The following is a 16,035-nucleotide window of genomic DNA, read 5'->3' as shown; positions in this document are numbered from 1 at the left end:
GCCCGGACCTGACCCCTTCCGGCCAGCCTCTGTCTCTCAAACCGCAGCAGGAAAAAAGCGCCTCGACCGGACGGCGGGGCGCTTGTCAGTGTCTTCTCAGGATCATCCGAAGCGGCGACCGGCTTCGGTGAAGGTGTATTCATTGGCGGCGATCGTTTCATCGACCACTTCGTCCGAGGACAGAAGATCATATTCGCGTTCAAGCTGGCGGTAGAGCCAGCGGGCCAAATCGCGCAGCGCCTCGATGATCGTCTCCTCGGCATCGGCGGTCATGTCCTGCCAGATCGGGCTGTTTCGCTCGACCGAGATCGACATGCAGTATTCGTGATAATAATGGCCGCGATGGCTGGCATCGGCACGAAGCTGATAGAAGTTGCGGCGCTGGACCGCCTGAAGGGCGTCGGCGATGCGGTGCAGTTCGGTGTCCTGCGGGGCGTATTCCCGGATCAGGCGCGGCGCATGCTTCCGGTAGGAATAGAAGGTCTCGAAGCACGCACCGTCGCCCTGCGAGCAGAAGCCCCGGAACCAGATGCAGGGGTCCTGCCGTGTACCGCCGCCCATCAACCGGACGGTGCGGGTGTTGAGGTTCAGCCCGAGGATTTCCGCGATGCGCTGGAAATCTTCATAGACGGCATCGTACCAGTCATAGTCGAAGCCGCCCTCACGATACCAGGCGCGGGCCTTGTCCTTCGCCGCATCGGACAATTCGCCCAGGCGATAAACTGTGGTTTCGATGATCTCAGGCATAGGGATCTCTCCCTTCCAGAACCGAGGAAAGCCAACCATCGGTGTAGATCCAGTCCACCGTTTCACCGGTGGCAAGATCGAGGACATGCGCGCCGCCACCAAATCCGTCGATGCGCGGTTTCGAGCAGCTGTTTGCGTACTGGAAACCCCATAATCCGCTGAGGCCAAATTCGGCAGCGCAGCGTTTGACAAACTGGACGACATGCTCGGGATCGCCGGTAATGTCATCGCGCATCCAGAGCTGCGTGCCGCCATGCTCTGGCTGGATGGAGAGCAGGAAGCCATCTGAGGGCGGATCCTCAGCGGCATTGTCATCCGCCAGAGCGTTGTAGAGATCGAGCGCGCGGGCGGCGTTTTCGGGGGTGCCCACGTCAAGCAGGCAGGAAAAGTGCGTGTAATAATCGGCCATGGCGGTCTCCAGACATGACATGGCCCGGCGTATGGCTGGGCCGAAGGGGAGGGAAATGGGTGAAGCTCAGGCAGCCTGCGGCAGGCGGAGCAGATCGGCCGAGGTTTCGCGCCAGAAGGGATCGACCAGACGGGCCTCCAGCGCAGCGGCGCGGTAACGCAGCTGTCTCGCATCACCGGAATCTGATGTCCGAAACGCCATGCCGCGCAGGCGGCTTGCCTCTGTCACGATCCTGCGTGCCGCGGCATCGGAAGCGACCGGCTGTTGCCAGAGGATAATGCCGGCGCGGATTTCGCCAGCGAGGACCAGGCGCTGATCGCGGTCCTGAATGAGCATGATGCGCGGCTGAAAATATGGGAAGCTGTCCGGCCCCGTGCAAATATCATCGCGCGACAGGCGCAAGGCTGCGGACTGGATGGCTTCTTCCGGTGACGGGCATTCCCCAAGCGGGATCACGCGGTCAAAGCTGTTCGCCACGTCACTGGCGTCATAACTGGCCACGCCCAGGCAGGAGATGCACAGCGGCAGCTTCTGCGACCGATAAAGCGCGGGCAGAACATCGGCAGCCAGAATCTGGCCGATGGAGCGGAAGGTTTCGGAACGGGCAAAGGCCATCGGGATTACTCCATGACGGGCGCCGGAAAGCCTCTCTCTCCGACCCTCAACCCGTCACGGCCGAACGGCCCGCACTCTTCCTCTCTGACCGGGGTTTGTCCCCGGTTCCGCTGCCAACGATGGGGGACCATCGTAAGGCAATGAAGGCCCGAAACGCGGTTTTCCGCGCTCGGGCCGTCGGGGATGAGGCGCTTTCGCGCCTTACTCCCACGGGTCCAGCTCCAGCTTCACCATGTCGTCGTCGCCGTCGAACTCGGCGGCGGGGCAAGCGGCGTGGGTGCCGTCTCCGGCCTGGAACACGACGATCGAGACCATCAGCGTGGCGGCGAGGCTGGCGGCGAAGGCGGTGGCATCTGCATAGGACATGGGTTCCGGCTCCTGTCTTTGGAGGCGGGGGACCATCCCCCGCGCGACAGGCGCCCGAAGTGTCTGACCGGATCTGCAATCACCCGAGGGCGTTCGGACTTTTTCCGAATCCCCGAGGGCGGCACGCGCGCGTAAGCCGACCCCTTTGGGGTTGAATGTCAAAGAGACGGATCGGACCAAGGTTTGCGAATGGAAGCGGGGGTGGTGCTTCGCATCTGACAGGATGCCGGATACCCGTCGCAGATGCTCTGCTACGCCAGCCTTGCCACCATGCTGGCATCAGGATCGTGTTCCCTTCAGGCCGGAGATGTTTGCCGCTTGCCCATGTGCAGGGATGACCTGGGTTATGGTGAAGCTGGAGCTGGAACTGTGGGAGGTGAACACCTCTCATCCTCACGGCCCGGCACCCTGCGATCGGGTCTTCAGCCCCAAAGCCCATCGGCAATTTCGCGGACGATCATCGCGCGTGCTTTCATCATCAGATCGTCGCCCGATGTGTCGATATGACCATAGAAGCGCGCTCGGCCGCCATGGGTAGTCCATTCGGCGTAGCGGCAATGCTCGCGGGCATCGAGACGGAACACCCGCATATCTTCGGCCCAATGCGGTTTCGGTTCCACGACGACGGTGATGCCATCGCGGCTTTCCTCCCAGGGCAACGTGCGCTCAGCCGGAGGATTCTCACGGTCCTGGGCGAAGATTTCGTCAACGTCGATCATGGCAGGCATGGCGGCTCTCCAAAGAAAAAGCCCGATCACGAGGACCGGGCGAGTTGCGGAAACGGAGGGTGATAAACGGGGCGACCGAAGCCGCCCCGCATGAGTGCTATTCAGCAGCGACCATATGCTGATCTTCCTCGTCGTCAGCCGGATCGTCCTCGCCATCGCCGGTGAGGAAATCGGGCAGATCGTCGGCTTCCGCCGCAGCGCCCGATGCCGGATCGACTTCGATACCATCGTCCACCATGCGCAGCGGCTCGGGCAGCCAGCCGGTCTCGGCCAGCAGGCGTTCGGCCTCCTTGGCCATGTCGCCCTTCTTGAGGTGTCCGATCAGATCGGCAGCCCGATCTCCGGCCCCTTCGCGCACGGCTTCCAAGATACGCGGTTTGGTCACGCGGCCGAGATAATTGCCAACCGTCGGCCGCCAGCCCACGGCCACCATGTCGAGGCCAGTTGAACGGGCCAGCCGGTCAGCCTGCGACAGGCGGACGTCCAGCCCATGCTGGCTGACGCCCGTGCCGCTGTAAGGGTTGGGTTTTTCATAGAGCGCGTTGACACCGAAGCTGACGCAATGGGCGAGCAGATCCATGCGCGAACCATCGTCCAGATCGGCCAGCCAATCCCAGAGGGCAGCATCGTCTGCCGGGACATGATCGCCCCAGCGTTCGTGCCGGTCTGCAATGGCCTTGGCCGACGCGCTATCGCGCAGATCTTCAGCCTGTGCGGGCAGATGGACCTCCCGGACCTGTGCTTCCAGGCAACCGCGACTAGAATGCGGCATGAAGCAATCCATGACCAGGCGGTGGAGCAGTGCCGTCATGGCGACATGCGGGTTCACTGCGACTGCATCCCGCAGCGCCAGCGTGCGATGCGCAGTCAGTTCGCTGACAAGGCGATCGGGCAGCGGCTTGATGGTGTCGGCCTCGTCTTCCTCCTCTGTTTCGACCGCCTGGCCGCCCAACGTGATAACCGCATGCATGCGGCTCACCTCCGGTTCGGCGCGCTGGATCACCTCGCCGGTTTCCGGGTCAATGATCTCAGCCTCCGGTTCCGCAGGTGTTTCATCCTCGGCGCGAACATAGCCCCGTTCGATCAGCAATTCGCCATCGGCGTCGATGCTGACGAAGACACCCGCCATGCCGATCTGATCCGGCTCGAAGGTCATCGGACGGCGATCGAAGGTTTCCAGCGCCTGTTCGATCTCACCGAGGCGGGCGTCGATCTCGTCAGGCAGTTCGTCAGCCTCGCCATATTCGGCTTCAAGCCGGTCATATTCGTCGCGCAATGCTTCGCGGGTGGCGCGTTCCTCTTCGGTCAGATCGACCGTGGTGCCGACAATCTGGCGAAGGCCATGATCGTGACCGTAGGGAAAGGTGATGGCGACCTCGATCCACTTCCAGCCCTCGGCAGCGATGGCTTCGACCTCGGCTTTCAGCTTTTCGCCCACGAGCCGGTCGAGCAGCACCGGATCTTGCAACCAGCCACCATCGTCCTGCTGAAAGAGATCGCGCAGCACGCAACCGCCAGCCTCTTCATAGGCTGCAATGCCGACAAAAACCGCCCGCTTGTCGGCGGCGCGGACCGTGGTTTCGGTCAGCAGGCGCCGGATGTGGTAGGGTTCTTTCTGCCAGCCATCCTTGATTGCCTCCCAGACCTGCTCCTGACGGGCATGGTCAGAGCTGACGCTGAAGGCCATCAGCTGCTCCAGCGTCATGCCGTCCTCGGCATAGACGTCGAGCAGGGCCGGCGAAACGGAAACCAGACGCAGGCGCTGTTTCACCACTTTGGCATCCACGAAGAAGGCGGCGGCGATGGCTTCCTCGGTCATGCCCTTTTCGCGCATGGCCTGGAAGGCGCGGAACTGGTCGAGGGGATGCAGCGGTGCGCGCTCGATGTTCTCGGCGAGCGAAACCTCGTCGATCAGCACATCGGCGCTGGCCTCCGACACGACGCAGGGGACCGGCGCGATCTTGGCGAGGCGCTTCTGCTTGACCAGCAGTTCCAGCGCCCGGAAACGGCGACCGCCGGCGGGCACCTCGAACATGCCGGTTTCCTTGCCCTCGGCATCCACCACCGGGCGGACATGCAGGGACTGGATCAGGCCGCGACGGGCGATAGACTCGGCCAGTTCCTCGACCGAGATCCCGGCCTTGACGCGCCGGACATTGGACTGGCTGAGCACCAGCTTGTTGAAGGGAATGTCGCGCGAGGACGACAGGGTGATCTTCTGAACGGCAGTGGCCATGTCAGCTACTCCATGACGGACGCCGGTGAGCCTCTCTCTCCGGCTATCAGCCCGTCACGAAGCGAAGCGCCGCCCTCTTCCTCTGAAGAGAGCGACGCCAGCCGCAGAACCTGAAACCCGGAAATCAGGCACTCCGGTTTTCCGTATCGACGGATGTACGGGAAAAGCCCGCGCCGACGCGGTAGAGCAGACGCTCGGCGGCGCGGATGCTGCCGGTCTCACGGGCGGCCTCAGCCCAGACCGAGATCGAGAAATCCCCGGTGAACAGCAGATCGCGCTCGATGCCCATGCCGAAGGGCAGCCGGACTGACTGCATCTCGCTCAGGCTCCACGAGCCCAGTTCGGGATAACCGAGATCGGCCAGGCCGAACATGATGTCGCCATCCTCATCCAGTTCGGTGGCGAGCCAGACGCCCGCGCCGAAGGGGTTGAAGAACTTCACGACCGGGATGTGATCCTGATCGCGCTGACGACCATTGGCCAGCAGGCGGTCACGCTGTGTGCCGGTCAGGAGGATCATGCCGCAGCCCTCCGGTCGGTTACGCTGGCATCCTGCTCCACGGTGTCCTCGGCCGGCAGATACGACAGCAGCCAGTCTGCCGCCTTGCTCGCCTGCGAGGCTGCGCGGACAATGGCGCGAGAATCCTCGCGCATGACCTCCAGCCACGACCCGATGTAATCGGCATGGCGCACGGTCGGCACGATCCCGAGCGCAGCGCAGCTGAAAGCTGCGGTCTGCTCGGCAATCATCTCCTCGAAGGCGTATTTCTTCGAGCCGAACGAGCCGGTCAGATCGCGGTCGAGACGGCTGTGATGGCCGCTGGCGTGACCCAGCTCGTGCAGGGCCGTCCGGTGCCAGTTGATCGGCTCGAAATAGGCTTGTGGAGGCGGCACCTGCACATAGTCGAGCGACGGCATATAGAAGGCGCGATTACCACCGATACGGAAGTCGATGCCGGTGGCCTCGATCAGCGCCTCGACTCGAGGTTCGATCAGGCCTGGCGGCGGTGGCGGCGCGACTGCCGTGATGTCATCGGGAAGGCCATCGCATTGTGCGGCATTAAAGACCGTGAACCGCTTCAGAAACGGTATGGCATGCGCATCCTCACCGGTCTCGCGGGCACGGCGCTTTTCGTCCTCGGGGGTGAATCGGTCGGCATATACGACGGTGGTGCCGCGCTCACCCTTCCGGACATTACCGCCAAGCGAAAGCGCCTGGCGGAAAGTTAGCCACGATTGACCAGGGTAACCATGCTGAATGACAGCGCCCCAGAGGATCAGGATATTGATGCCGGAATAGGACCGGCCAGTTGACGCATTTCTCGGCAGGCCCAGCGGGGCGGTATCGGGCGACGCGCCCCATGGCTGGCCCCATGGCAACCGCCCTTGCTCCAGCTCGGCCATGATCTTGTTGGTGATGTCGTCATAAAGGTTGCTGCGCGCGCCACCTTCCGCGAGGTTACGACCCTGTCTGGCCATCGGGATGATCTCCGCGACGGGCGCCGGAAGCCTCTCCTCCAGCTCTTAACCCGTCACGGAAAACCCGTCCGCACTCTCACTCTGAGGGGTGTTGCGGGGATCTCCCCGCAGAAGGGGTAGGCAGAGACCAAGGCTCGGCCGCAGGGGAAGGCTTTCCCCTATTCGGTATGTTCCCCTGCGTTTCCTTGAAAACTGTCAGAAACTCGCATATATTTCCAACAGGAGAAAGACGATGACACGGTTGACCGAACAGATTCTGGCCCATGCGACGGGACTGCCCGAAGGCGTCCCTGTGTCCGCCAAGGGCCTGCTCCACCTCGGAAACCGGGCGGCCGTGGATCAGGCATTGTCGCGTCTGTCCGAGCGCGGGCAGCTCATCCGCGCCGGTCGTGGCGTCTATCTGCGCCCCATCGCCAGTCGGTTTGGCACGCGCGCACCTTCGGTCGAGCAGGCTGTCGAGGCCCTCGCGACCCAAAAAGGGGAGATCATCGTCTCGAACGGAGCCGCCGCGGCGAACGCGCTTGGCTTGACGACGCAGGTGCCCGTCCGCTCGGTCTATCTGACCTCCGGACGCAGCCGAAAGATGCACCTCGGCAAGCAGGTCGTCGAATTGCGGCACGCGCCGCGCTGGCAACTGGCCCTGGCCAACCGCCCCGCAGGCGAGGCCGTGCGGGCGCTGGCCTGGCTCGGCCCCGAAAGGGCGGAGGCCGCGCTCACGACCTTGAAGCGGAAGATGCCGCCTGGTGTGTTCGGCGAACTGGTCGCCGCCGCGCCGCAGCTTCCGACATGGCTCGCGCAGAGCGTCGGAAAGGCGGCCTATGGCTGACGTTTTCCTCCAGCTTTCGGCCGAGGATCGGCGTGACGCGTTGGGCGTCGTCGCCGACCGTTCGGGTCGTCCCACCCATCTTCTCGAAAAGGATGTGTGGGTGGTGTGGGCGCTGGCGACCCTCTACGCGACACCGCTCGGCGAACATCTGGTGTTCAAGGGCGGGACGTCGCTGTCAAAAGCCTATCAGGTCATTCGCCGTTTTTCGGAGGATGTGGATCTGACCTACGACATTCGGGCGATTGCGTCCGATCTGGTCGGGGACAATCGCGAGGGTCTGCCGAAGACACGAAGCGAGGAAAAGCGCTGGTCCAGCGAGGTCCGCCGGCGTTTGCCGGCCTGGGTCGCAGAGACGGTGCAGCCGGTAATCGCGAAGGCCCTGGCCGCTGAAGGGCTGGCGGCGGCCGTCCGCGTCGAGGATGAGAAGCTCTTCATCGACTATGAGGCGACCGCAGCCGGGTCCGGCTATGTGGCTCCAAGCGTCATGCTGGAGTTCGGCGCGCGCTCGACGGGCGAACCTGCGAGCTTGCGCGACGTCGTCTGCGACGCGGCCGGCCTGATCGAGGGGCTGCTCTTCCCGACTGCGCGGCCGCGCGTCATGCACGCGGAGCGGACGTTCTGGGAGAAGGCGACCGCCATCCACGTCTTCTGCCTCCAGGAGCGGCTGCGCGGCGACCGCTTCGCGCGACATTGGCACGATGTTGTCCGACTGGACGAAGCCGGCTTCGCGGAAGCCGCTTTTGCCGATCGCGACCTGGTCAACGCTGTCGCCCGGCACAAGTCGATGTTCTTCGCAGAGAAGGCCGCCGACCGCACGCCGATCGACTATGCAGCGGCTGTCAGCGGCGGCTTGCAACTCGTGCCGGTCGGCGATGGCGCGAAGGCGTTGGAGGATGACTATGCCCGCATGGTTGAGGATGGACTGCTCTTCGACGACGAGGAGCCGTTCGAAGCGCTCATGGCGCAGTGCGCTGATATAGCCGCGCGCGCGAACAGAGCAGCCGAGTAAGAAACTGGGAGGACCGGGGGTATATGAGCGAAGTCGAAGAAGAGCGAAAATTCCAGTTTCTGCGGGACGGCGATGCCGAGCCATCTGAACTGGACTGGAACAAGGGGATCGAGAGCGCCCGCAAGGCGATTTCCGAGGCCATGAACGCCAAGAATATCGCATTTCTGCTCGGCGCCGGATGTTCTTCCCTGATGAAGGACAAAAAGGAACTCGGCATTGCGACCATGGCGCCGCTGGCCAAGGAGTTTTGCGGCGAAACCATCGAGGCACGCGCGGCAGGATTCTACAGCGATCCGCCAACAGCCGGCGCTGTACCGGCGCCGTGGCGGCTAACCAAAGACGAACTCGACTATCTCGATGCGCTCGGGGTCAACCTGGCGAAGGACTACAGCCGTAACCTGGAACGCTTGATGGAGGTGCTGTTCGCGCAACGGTTCGTGCTGCGCCAGAGCGAGAATCCCGATCTTCACCCCTATCGCGCTGTTCTCGACGGCATCATCAAGAAGGTCCAGGACTTCCTATGGACCCGTGTCACCCAAGGGGCCTTCGCCACGGAGGGCGACACGACCGTGCGCGACCTCTACGAGCGTTTCTACAAGAAACTGGTCCTACGCGATCGGTCCTTGCCCCGGCCCTGGGTGTTCACGACCAACTACGATCATTTCAGCGAATTGGCGATGGATCGCCTGGGCATTCCCTATGCCAACGGTTTTTCCGGCGTCGTGGAACGCCGCTTCAACCCGGCGATCTTCCGCTATGCTCTGGCCGAGCAGCTCGACGTCGCCAGCCGCAAGTGGACCGCCGTGGACGCCTTCGTCTATCTCTGCAAATTGCATGGTTCGGTCACTTGGACCGAGGACGATCATGGCCTCTTCCCGATCAAGGAAGTCTGGCCACCGGAATCCACGAACCAGATGCTGATCTATCCGACGCCGGCGAAGCAGAACTCTTCGCTCGGCTCGCCCTACGCAGACCTGTTCCGGGAATTTCAGTCCCGGATCGTGCGCGAGCAGAGCGTTCTCATCACGGCCGGCTACGCCTTCGGCGATGAGCACCTGAACAACATCATCTACCAGGCGCTAACGATCCCGACGTTCCGTCTGGTGATCTTCGCGGCGCCGGATACGGACGGCGAGATCGCCAAGCTGCGGGCGCTGCGCGATCCGCGCATTTGGATCATTGGAGGCAATGGTCCTACCGCGGGGACGAGGGCGCACTACTTCGACATGATCGTAGAGCATTTCATGCCCCAGCGCCCCAGCGACAGGATTGATGACGCCGTCCGCAAGGTGTTGTCGGAGCTGGCGCCGAAAAGGGGCGACGAGACAAAGGATGGCGAGGCATGAGCCACGACGATCGCAAGCGGGCGATCGGCAAGGTGGTCTCGGTCGCGGCCGACCGCTTTGTCGTCGAGATGCACGTCGGCACCGACAATTTCACGGTCGTCGGCTTCGACGACGTGCATTATGTGGCGCGGCTGGGATCATTCCTGATGATTCCGTCGCAGTCGGAATATGTCGTGGTCGAGGTTGTCGGCCTGCGTGAACGCGATGCGAGCACGCCGTCCGAGCGGGGCGACTTCGACCGGGCTGGTTCCTCAAAATATCTGGATGTGGTGCCCGTCGGCATGTTGCCGATGCGCGGCGGCGCGTTCCGCTTCGGTGTGTCGGTTTTCCCGTCCCTCTATGCGGACGCACTCTATGCCCTGGACGGCGAACTCGATCGCATCTTCGAGACCGAGGCGGCCGTCGTGCCGTCAATCGGCCCGGATGGTGGCGTCTGCCAACCAGAAGGCGCCACGCGCTACCGGGTTCTGCCAATCGGCAAGTCCGTGGTGTTCGAGGACTACGACGTCAAAGTCCGTCTGAACGAGTTCTTCGGTGGCCACGTTGCCGTCCTGGGTAACACCGGCAGCGGCAAGTCATGCACGGTCGCCTCGGTACTACAGTCTCTTTTCGACAAGCCGGACGAACATCACGCTCGCGGAGCGACGTTTATCGTCTTCGACGTGAATGGCGAGTATCACGAGGCGCTTGCTCCTTTGGCAAAAGACGGCGGCATCGGCGTCCATCGCGTAACCCTTGATGGGACGACCGCTGGCTTTCGGATGCCACACTGGTTCCTGGAAATGGCAGAATGGGAACTGCTTTTGCAGGCGAGCGAGCGAACGCAACTGCCGGTTCTTCGGACGGCGTTAGGTCTGACAAGTCTCTTTCATGCCAACACGCCAGACGCTCTGGCGCTGCGCGAACACTTTGTCGCCACTTGCATCATCGAGTGCTTTCGAGGTGCGGATGGCGACTCCCCAGTGTCGAAGTTTCAGCGCGTCGTTTCCCTTCTTCAGAAGTATCCGACGAACGATCTGAATATGGCGTTGTTGAACCGCTTCAGTCCGAATTTTCAATACGGAAATTTTTCTGGCAACAACCAATCGGCATTTCTGGATGAAGTAAGGAAGAAGCTCCAGAAGGATGCTCCCTTACCAGCCTACAATCGGACGCCGTTCTCTTTCGATGAGCTGCACGAATGTCTGGATTTCGCGATCCTTTATGAGGAGGCCCACGGCAACCGCCAAATCCGAGATTACTGCTCGTCCATGGTCACGCGGCTCCGATCTCTCCAAGAGAGGACTGAATATGCCTTTTTACGTCACGAAGGAGCTGACGTTGGTGCGGCTGTAAGCGATCTGGAGTTCTTGACCAACATCGTCGGTCTGGAAAGGGCTGTTGGTGAAGCGTTCACCAAACGCAATCAAGTCATTATCATTGATCTGAATTCCGTCGAAGATGAAATCGTTGAGCTGGTCAGTGCGGTCATCGCACGCATGCTTTTTCGGTTTCTTCGTCATGCGGAACCAAGAAACCGCTTCCCGATACACCTGCTCCTCGAAGAGGCTCACAGGTATATTGCCTCTACGCCCTCCCGGTTTTCCATCGACGCAACCAAGATATTCGAGCGCATCGCCAAGGAAGGACGCAAATACGGCATGTTCGTGCTCTTGGCATCACAACGCCCGAGTGAGCTGTCCAAGACGGTTCTCAGCCAGTGCTCCAATTTCCTGGTTCACCGCATCCAGAACCCCGACGATCTTTCTCAGATTCGGCAGATGACGCCGTTCATCTCGGATTCCGTCTTGAAGCGTTTGCCGTCATTGCCTCGGCAGCACGCGCTGGTGTTCGGAACATCGGTCAATCTCCCGACGACATTCAAGGTGCGGGAGGCATCACCGCGGCCGCGCAGCGACGATACCGCCGTGGTCGATTTGTGGTTCCACGAAGAAGGTCGAGCCGCCGACATTCGACTCGCTCCGGCCGATACCGCTGGAGGGGAGCCGATGGCAGTAAACGAAGCGTCAGACGATGACATCTTCTGACCATCTGGAGACCCTGGCGCAGGCGCTGGAGGCCACGGGAGACTACCGGGTCATCCGGCGTCTCAAACCGCGCCCTCGCATCGTTCCTCCGCCAGGCACGCCGCTGCGCCTCGGCCTGGTGGTCGATGTGGAGACCACGGGGCTCGACCCTCAGCGCGACGAGATCATCGAACTCGCCATGACACCATTCAACTACGGCTTGGATGGCACCATTTTCAGCGTGGGCGACAGCTTCCAAAGGCTGCGTCAGCCGAGCAAGCCTATCGCCCCGGAAATCACCGCGATCACGGGCATCACCAACGAGATGGTGGCCGGCCAGATTGTTGATCCCGCAGCGGTAGCCTCATTCGCAGCGCCGGCTTCGCTCGTCATCGCGCACAATGCGGCGTTCGACCGCCGCTTCCTCGAACGATTCAACGACGTGTTCTCGACGAAGCCGTGGGCATGCTCGCTCAGCCAGATCGATTGGGCAGCAGAGGGGTTCGAGGGCACGAAACTCGCCTATCTCGCTCAGGCCGCCGGCTTCTTCTACGACCGCCACCGCGCGATGCACGACTGTCTTGCTACGGTCGAGTTGTTGGCGATGTGGCTGCCCCGATCTGGCGCTACAGGTCTCAGCCGCCTCCTGGACGGCGCTCGTGCCGTTTCTTGGCGCATCTGGGCGGAGAACGCGCCCTTTGACCTCAAGGATGTCCTCAAAGCGCGGGGATACCGCTGGAACGGCGATCCCGGCCCGCAGCCGCGCGCATGGTATATCGACGTTCCCGAGGCTCAGTGCGAGGCCGAGCTACGGTTCTTGAGAACGGAAATCTATCGATATGAGGTCGATCCCCCGGTTCGGCGGATCGATGCTTATGATCGGTTTTCAGACAGGATCTGAGTGCCGTCGAACGCCGGGCTATTGCATGCCCTTCCGGCACCTCTTGGCAAGCGTGGCGGAGACGAACTTTTCCCCTTTCGTCATGTCGGCGCGCTTTTCCACCATGTAGTGCCTAGCAGTCATGCTTCTCGCAGCTGACATCCTGCAACGCGTGGTTCTGGAGGCGGTCGCGGATTTCCTTCGAGATCCTCGCCTTGCCGGTCACCGTCTTGAATGTCCGGCGCAGGTCCTTGCCTCAATTTAGCAAGGAAGACGTCCACCAAACATGGGGCTATTCACCTTCCAGCCTCACGGAGCGACGCAGCAATATCGCTGATCGAGCGAAACAGGACCAGTTCATCATCTCTGGTAGGCTCAAATCCTCGGCGCTGCCAGAATTCGGCAGCCTCCCCGTCGACGGCGTTGACCATCAATGCCCGCCCACCGATCAGCGATGCGGCCTGAACGCAACGTTGGAGGGCGTGCTTCACAAGGCCAGTCCCGATGCCCAACCCGGCCGAGCCGATATCGGTCGCGAGCTGACCAAGCAGCATGCAGGGAATTGGATTAGGCGGCTGCCCCGTCCGGATGGAGCGCGGTAGCACCGATGGCACAACGGCTGTTGGTGCAAGGCCGTAATATCCCACCACACGCCCTGCCTCATGCACGACGAGAACGGCGGTAAAGCCCTTCTGCTGATTGGAGAGCGCGCGGGTTTTCAGCCAGTGGTCGAGCGTCGGCTTGCCACAGGTAAACTCAGAAACATCGTGGGCGGCGGAAAGCGGCTCGGGTCCTGAAAGCAGCAAGGGATTACCGCTTCGCCGCGTAGCCGGGCTCCCACGGCGCAGGCCGCTTCAGCACTTCAACCATCTCCGGAACGGGAGCGGCCGGGCGCGACAGCACATCCATGAACTGAGCAAAGCCTTCCGGGCTCATCCGGATCAGACCCTGCTCCATGACGACCTCCTCGGCCGCGCGCACAGCGGCGTCGCGCACGAAATCGGTGCGCGAGCGGCCGCGCAGGCTGGCGGCGCGATCGATCATGGCAACATCCGCTTCGGGCAGACGCATCGAGATCGGATATTCCTTGCGTTCGGCAGTGTTGCCCATGGCGAGTCTCCTTAGTCGGAAGATAGCGCCTTGTATCTCTAATTACAATACGATAAAGTCTCATTTGCAAGCAACAGCTTCCGAGGGACCAGCAACGAGGCAAAAGATGACGGCGACATCGAGCGATTCCGACAGGTCATTTTACTCTGCCATGGCACGCCATGTTACGCCGCCGCACGCCATAACGCGCATTGGCACACTGAACGCCGCCAAATGTTCGCCCGCAAATTCCGTTGCTTATGCCGGGCATGGGACGAATGCTGTCAGTTATGACCTTGCGAGCCCCACAAAACACAGCAAAGATGACAGGAGCCGAGCGCGAAGCGCTGCTCGAATCTTTGCTGCTGGACGCGCCGGAGTTGACGTTTACGCCGCGCAGCAGTCCCGACCCTCGCCTTCTGCGTCTGGTCGGCATCCTGGCAAAGCAGGCGGCACGGGAATGCTTTGCAGAGGAAGTGAAGTTGTCCAGGCAAAGGAGGAAGCGGACCTCCTGATGCGGATGGGAGCAATGTTTTGAAAGTCGCGATCTACGCCCGTTATTCTTCTGACAATCAACGCGACGCTTCCATCGCCGACCAGCTTCGCATGTGCCGCCTCCATGCCGAAAAGCAGGGCTGGCACGTCATCGAAGAATACACGGACCACGCGATTTCAGGAGCATCCCTGATCCGTCCGGGCATCCAGGCCCTGATGACCGACGCCATGAGCGGCCGGTTCGACGTGATCCTCTCTGAGGCGATGGATCGCCTCTCGCGTGATCAGGAAGACATCGCCGGCATCTTCAAACGCATGTCCTATGCGGATGTGAAGATGTTCACCTTGTCTGAAGGCGAGGTCAGCCATCTGCATGTCGGTCTGAAGGGCACGATGAATGCCCTCTTCCTTAAAGATCTTGCTGACAAGACCCGCCGCGGCCAGCGCGGCCGTGTCGAGGCTGGCAAATCGGGTGGCGGCAATTCCTATGGCTACGATGTGGTCAAGAAGCTGGACGCCAATGGCGAACCCATTCGCGGCGACCGCACCATCAACGAAGACCAGGCCGCCGTCGTTCTCCGCATCTTCCGCGACTACGCCGCCGGTAAGTCGGCAAAGACCATCGCTTTTGCACTGAACAAGGACGGCATTCCGGCCCCTTCGGGCGGCGACTGGGGTTTCAGCACGATCAACGGCAACCCGAAGCGTGGCAACGGCATCCTCAATAATGAGATGTATGTCGGCAAGATCGTCTGGAACCGCCAGCGCTTCGTAAAGGACCCGAACACCGGAAAGCGGCAGGCGCGCCCCAACCCGGAATCGGAATGGGTCATCCAGGAGACGCCAGAGCTCCGGATCCTCGACGACGATCTCTGGAATGCTGTGAAGGCACGGCAGGAGAAGAACAAGCTCACCCGCGACGATAACGGCAACACAGATGTCCGCACCGTCAATCACCGGCGGCGCCCCAAATACCTCTTCTCGGGCCTAACCAAATGTTCATGCTGTGGTGGCGGGTACTCCGCGATCTCGGCAACGCTGATCGGATGCTCGACAGCTCGCAACAAAGGCACCTGCGACAACCGGGTCAATATCCGCCGCGACGAGTTGGAATCGCGCGTGCTGAATGCGCTGCGCACCCGACTCGTTGACCCTGAGCTGTTTGCCCATTTCTGCGAGGTATTCACGCAAGAGATGAACCGCCTGCGAATGGAAGGCCGCGTCGGTATTGCCTCAGCGGAAACCGAGATCGCGAAGATTGATCGCGAACTCGAAACCCTTCTCAACCTGATCCTTAAAGGCGGCGCTGCCGACGCTCTCAATACAAAGATGGTGAGCTTGGAAAAGCGGAGGAAGGAACTGGAACTGTTCCTGGCCGAAGCTGACGAGTCGCCGCCCCTGCTGCACCCAAGCATGGCGCTGCAATACCGCAAGCGCATCCAGCAGCTCTACGAGTCGCTTCAGGATGAAGAAGAGGGCAAGCGGATAGAGGCAGCCGACACCATTCGCTCTCTGGTAGATCAGATTGTGCTGACGCCGGTCGACGGCAAGATGGAGATCGACGTGCAGGGCGATCTCGCTGGAATCCTTACGATTTCCGCACAAACGAAAAACCCCGCCGGAGAGCGGGGTGCATCGCAAGTAAAGATGGTTGCGGGGGCAGGATTTGAACCTGCGGCCTTCAGGTTATGAGCCTGACGAGGTGAGACCGTTAAGCAATTGATTGATTATCAATTGCCGGTCGAACGGGCTGCTCCAACCGTTCCTGAAGCTTATAGCTTCAATATTTCATCCCCAATCGGGT

Annotated in this window: 16 protein-coding genes and 1 pseudogene; 6 read left to right on the top strand and 11 right to left on the bottom strand. The window is 61.6% G+C overall.

Annotated elements, in window-relative coordinates; translation table 11 throughout:
- Positions 1-102: 102 nt before the first annotated feature.
- The 8 genes from BKD14_RS17750 to BKD14_RS17720 form a co-directional block, all read right to left on the bottom strand.
- Positions 103-747, bottom strand: a complete 645-nt coding sequence (locus tag BKD14_RS17750) for an antitoxin of toxin-antitoxin stability system (RefSeq protein WP_075657504.1) — start codon at positions 745-747, stop codon at positions 103-105.
- Positions 740-1,156, bottom strand: coding sequence for a hypothetical protein (locus BKD14_RS17745; RefSeq protein WP_075657503.1), 417 nt, complete (start codon positions 1,154-1,156; stop codon positions 740-742). Before BKD14_RS17745 ends, BKD14_RS17750 begins: the two co-directional genes overlap by 8 nt.
- Positions 1,157-1,222: 66 nt before the next feature.
- A complete protein-coding gene (locus BKD14_RS17740) occupies positions 1,223-1,771 on the bottom strand; it encodes a hypothetical protein (protein WP_075657502.1) in 549 nt (182 codons plus the stop codon).
- Positions 1,772-1,972: 201 nt separating this feature from the next.
- Positions 1,973-2,137, bottom strand: a complete 165-nt coding sequence (locus tag BKD14_RS19210; RefSeq protein WP_009450567.1) for a hypothetical protein — start codon at positions 2,135-2,137, stop codon at positions 1,973-1,975.
- Between the two features lie 422 nt (positions 2,138-2,559).
- A complete protein-coding gene (locus BKD14_RS17735; protein WP_075657501.1) occupies positions 2,560-2,865 on the bottom strand; it encodes a hypothetical protein in 306 nt (101 codons plus the stop codon).
- Positions 2,866-2,962: 97 nt separating this feature from the next.
- Positions 2,963-5,101 (bottom strand): ParB/RepB/Spo0J family partition protein, encoded by a 2,139-nt coding sequence (locus BKD14_RS17730; protein WP_075657500.1) that lies wholly within the window; start codon positions 5,099-5,101, stop codon positions 2,963-2,965.
- A gap of 124 nt (positions 5,102-5,225) precedes the next feature.
- Positions 5,226-5,621, bottom strand: coding sequence for a DUF2958 domain-containing protein (locus BKD14_RS17725; RefSeq protein WP_075657499.1), 396 nt, complete (start codon positions 5,619-5,621; stop codon positions 5,226-5,228).
- Entirely contained in the window at positions 5,618-6,580 is a 963-nt protein-coding gene (locus BKD14_RS17720; RefSeq protein WP_075657498.1) for a zincin-like metallopeptidase domain-containing protein, read from the bottom strand. The genes BKD14_RS17725 and BKD14_RS17720 overlap by 4 nt, the downstream gene beginning before the upstream one ends.
- 232 nt (positions 6,581-6,812) lie before the next feature.
- Between BKD14_RS17720 and BKD14_RS17715 the strand changes: the two genes are divergently transcribed.
- Genes BKD14_RS17715 through BKD14_RS17695 form a run of 5 tightly spaced genes read left to right on the top strand, consistent with a single transcriptional unit; the run spans position 6,813 to position 12,668 of the window.
- Positions 6,813-7,406: a DUF6088 family protein gene (locus tag BKD14_RS17715; RefSeq protein WP_063987285.1), complete on the top strand. Its 594-nt coding sequence runs from the start codon at positions 6,813-6,815 to the stop codon at positions 7,404-7,406.
- Positions 7,399-8,415: a nucleotidyl transferase AbiEii/AbiGii toxin family protein gene (locus tag BKD14_RS17710; protein WP_075657497.1), complete on the top strand. Its 1,017-nt coding sequence runs from the start codon at positions 7,399-7,401 to the stop codon at positions 8,413-8,415. The genes BKD14_RS17715 and BKD14_RS17710 overlap by 8 nt, the downstream gene beginning before the upstream one ends.
- A 23-nt stretch (positions 8,416-8,438) precedes the next feature.
- Complete coding sequence (locus tag BKD14_RS17705) at positions 8,439-9,761, top strand: SIR2 family protein (protein ID WP_075657496.1); 1,323 nt, start codon at positions 8,439-8,441, stop codon at positions 9,759-9,761.
- Complete coding sequence (locus BKD14_RS17700; protein WP_010335692.1) at positions 9,758-11,788, top strand: ATP-binding protein; 2,031 nt, start codon at positions 9,758-9,760, stop codon at positions 11,786-11,788. The genes BKD14_RS17705 and BKD14_RS17700 overlap by 4 nt, the downstream gene beginning before the upstream one ends.
- A complete protein-coding gene (locus BKD14_RS17695) occupies positions 11,775-12,668 on the top strand; it encodes a 3'-5' exonuclease (protein WP_075657495.1) in 894 nt (297 codons plus the stop codon). The genes BKD14_RS17700 and BKD14_RS17695 overlap by 14 nt, the downstream gene beginning before the upstream one ends.
- An 18-nt stretch (positions 12,669-12,686) precedes the next feature.
- Here the strand turns inward: BKD14_RS17695 and BKD14_RS19690 are convergent.
- From BKD14_RS19690 to BKD14_RS17685, 3 genes and pseudogenes are all read right to left on the bottom strand, one after another.
- Positions 12,687-12,900 (bottom strand): annotated as a pseudogene (locus BKD14_RS19690) (site-specific integrase); the annotation flags it as partial.
- A 43-nt stretch (positions 12,901-12,943) separates the two neighbouring features.
- Positions 12,944-13,453, bottom strand: coding sequence for a GNAT family N-acetyltransferase (locus tag BKD14_RS17690; protein ID WP_075657494.1), 510 nt, complete (start codon positions 13,451-13,453; stop codon positions 12,944-12,946).
- A 4-nt stretch (positions 13,454-13,457) separates the two neighbouring features.
- The gene (locus BKD14_RS17685) at positions 13,458-13,757 is read right to left on the bottom strand and encodes a DUF1778 domain-containing protein (RefSeq protein ID WP_010335689.1); all 300 of its coding nucleotides are present in this window, start codon (positions 13,755-13,757) and stop codon (positions 13,458-13,460) included.
- Between the two features lie 513 nt (positions 13,758-14,270).
- Between BKD14_RS17685 and BKD14_RS17675 the strand changes: the two genes are divergently transcribed.
- Positions 14,271-15,923 (top strand): recombinase family protein, encoded by a 1,653-nt coding sequence (locus BKD14_RS17675; RefSeq protein ID WP_075657493.1) that lies wholly within the window; start codon positions 14,271-14,273, stop codon positions 15,921-15,923.
- Positions 15,924-16,035 lie beyond the last annotated feature (112 nt).

It is taken from the genome of Pseudochrobactrum sp. B5, assembly GCF_001939785.1.
Taxonomy (GTDB): Bacteria; Pseudomonadota; Alphaproteobacteria; order Rhizobiales; family Rhizobiaceae; genus Pseudochrobactrum; species Pseudochrobactrum saccharolyticum.
The sequence above is the reverse complement of the archived record's forward strand: the minus strand, read 5'-3'. Positions and strand labels throughout refer to the sequence as shown.

What these genes read in the sequence shown, in the direction of transcription:
- BKD14_RS17750 (WP_075657504.1), bottom strand. Translation starts at nt 747, where the DNA reads ATGCCTGAGATCATCGAAACCACAGTTTATCGCCTGGGCGAATTGTCC.
- BKD14_RS17745 (WP_075657503.1), bottom strand. Translation starts at nt 1,156, where the DNA reads ATGGCCGATTATTACACGCACTTTTCCTGCCTGCTTGACGTGGGCACC.
- BKD14_RS17740 (WP_075657502.1), bottom strand. Translation starts at nt 1,771, where the DNA reads ATGGCCTTTGCCCGTTCCGAAACCTTCCGCTCCATCGGCCAGATTCTG.
- BKD14_RS19210 (WP_009450567.1), bottom strand. Translation starts at nt 2,137, where the DNA reads ATGTCCTATGCAGATGCCACCGCCTTCGCCGCCAGCCTCGCCGCCACG.
- BKD14_RS17735 (WP_075657501.1), bottom strand. Translation starts at nt 2,865, where the DNA reads ATGCCTGCCATGATCGACGTTGACGAAATCTTCGCCCAGGACCGTGAG.
- BKD14_RS17730 (WP_075657500.1), bottom strand. Translation starts at nt 5,101, where the DNA reads ATGGCCACTGCCGTTCAGAAGATCACCCTGTCGTCCTCGCGCGACATT.
- BKD14_RS17725 (WP_075657499.1), bottom strand. Translation starts at nt 5,621, where the DNA reads ATGATCCTCCTGACCGGCACACAGCGTGACCGCCTGCTGGCCAATGGT.
- BKD14_RS17720 (WP_075657498.1), bottom strand. Translation starts at nt 6,580, where the DNA reads ATGGCCAGACAGGGTCGTAACCTCGCGGAAGGTGGCGCGCGCAGCAAC.
- BKD14_RS17715 (WP_063987285.1), top strand. Translation starts at nt 6,813, where the DNA reads ATGACACGGTTGACCGAACAGATTCTGGCCCATGCGACGGGACTGCCC.
- BKD14_RS17710 (WP_075657497.1), top strand. Translation starts at nt 7,399, where the DNA reads ATGGCTGACGTTTTCCTCCAGCTTTCGGCCGAGGATCGGCGTGACGCG.
- BKD14_RS17705 (WP_075657496.1), top strand. Translation starts at nt 8,439, where the DNA reads ATGAGCGAAGTCGAAGAAGAGCGAAAATTCCAGTTTCTGCGGGACGGC.
- BKD14_RS17700 (WP_010335692.1), top strand. Translation starts at nt 9,758, where the DNA reads ATGAGCCACGACGATCGCAAGCGGGCGATCGGCAAGGTGGTCTCGGTC.
- BKD14_RS17695 (WP_075657495.1), top strand. Translation starts at nt 11,775, where the DNA reads ATGACATCTTCTGACCATCTGGAGACCCTGGCGCAGGCGCTGGAGGCC.
- BKD14_RS17685 (WP_010335689.1), bottom strand. Translation starts at nt 13,757, where the DNA reads ATGGGCAACACTGCCGAACGCAAGGAATATCCGATCTCGATGCGTCTG.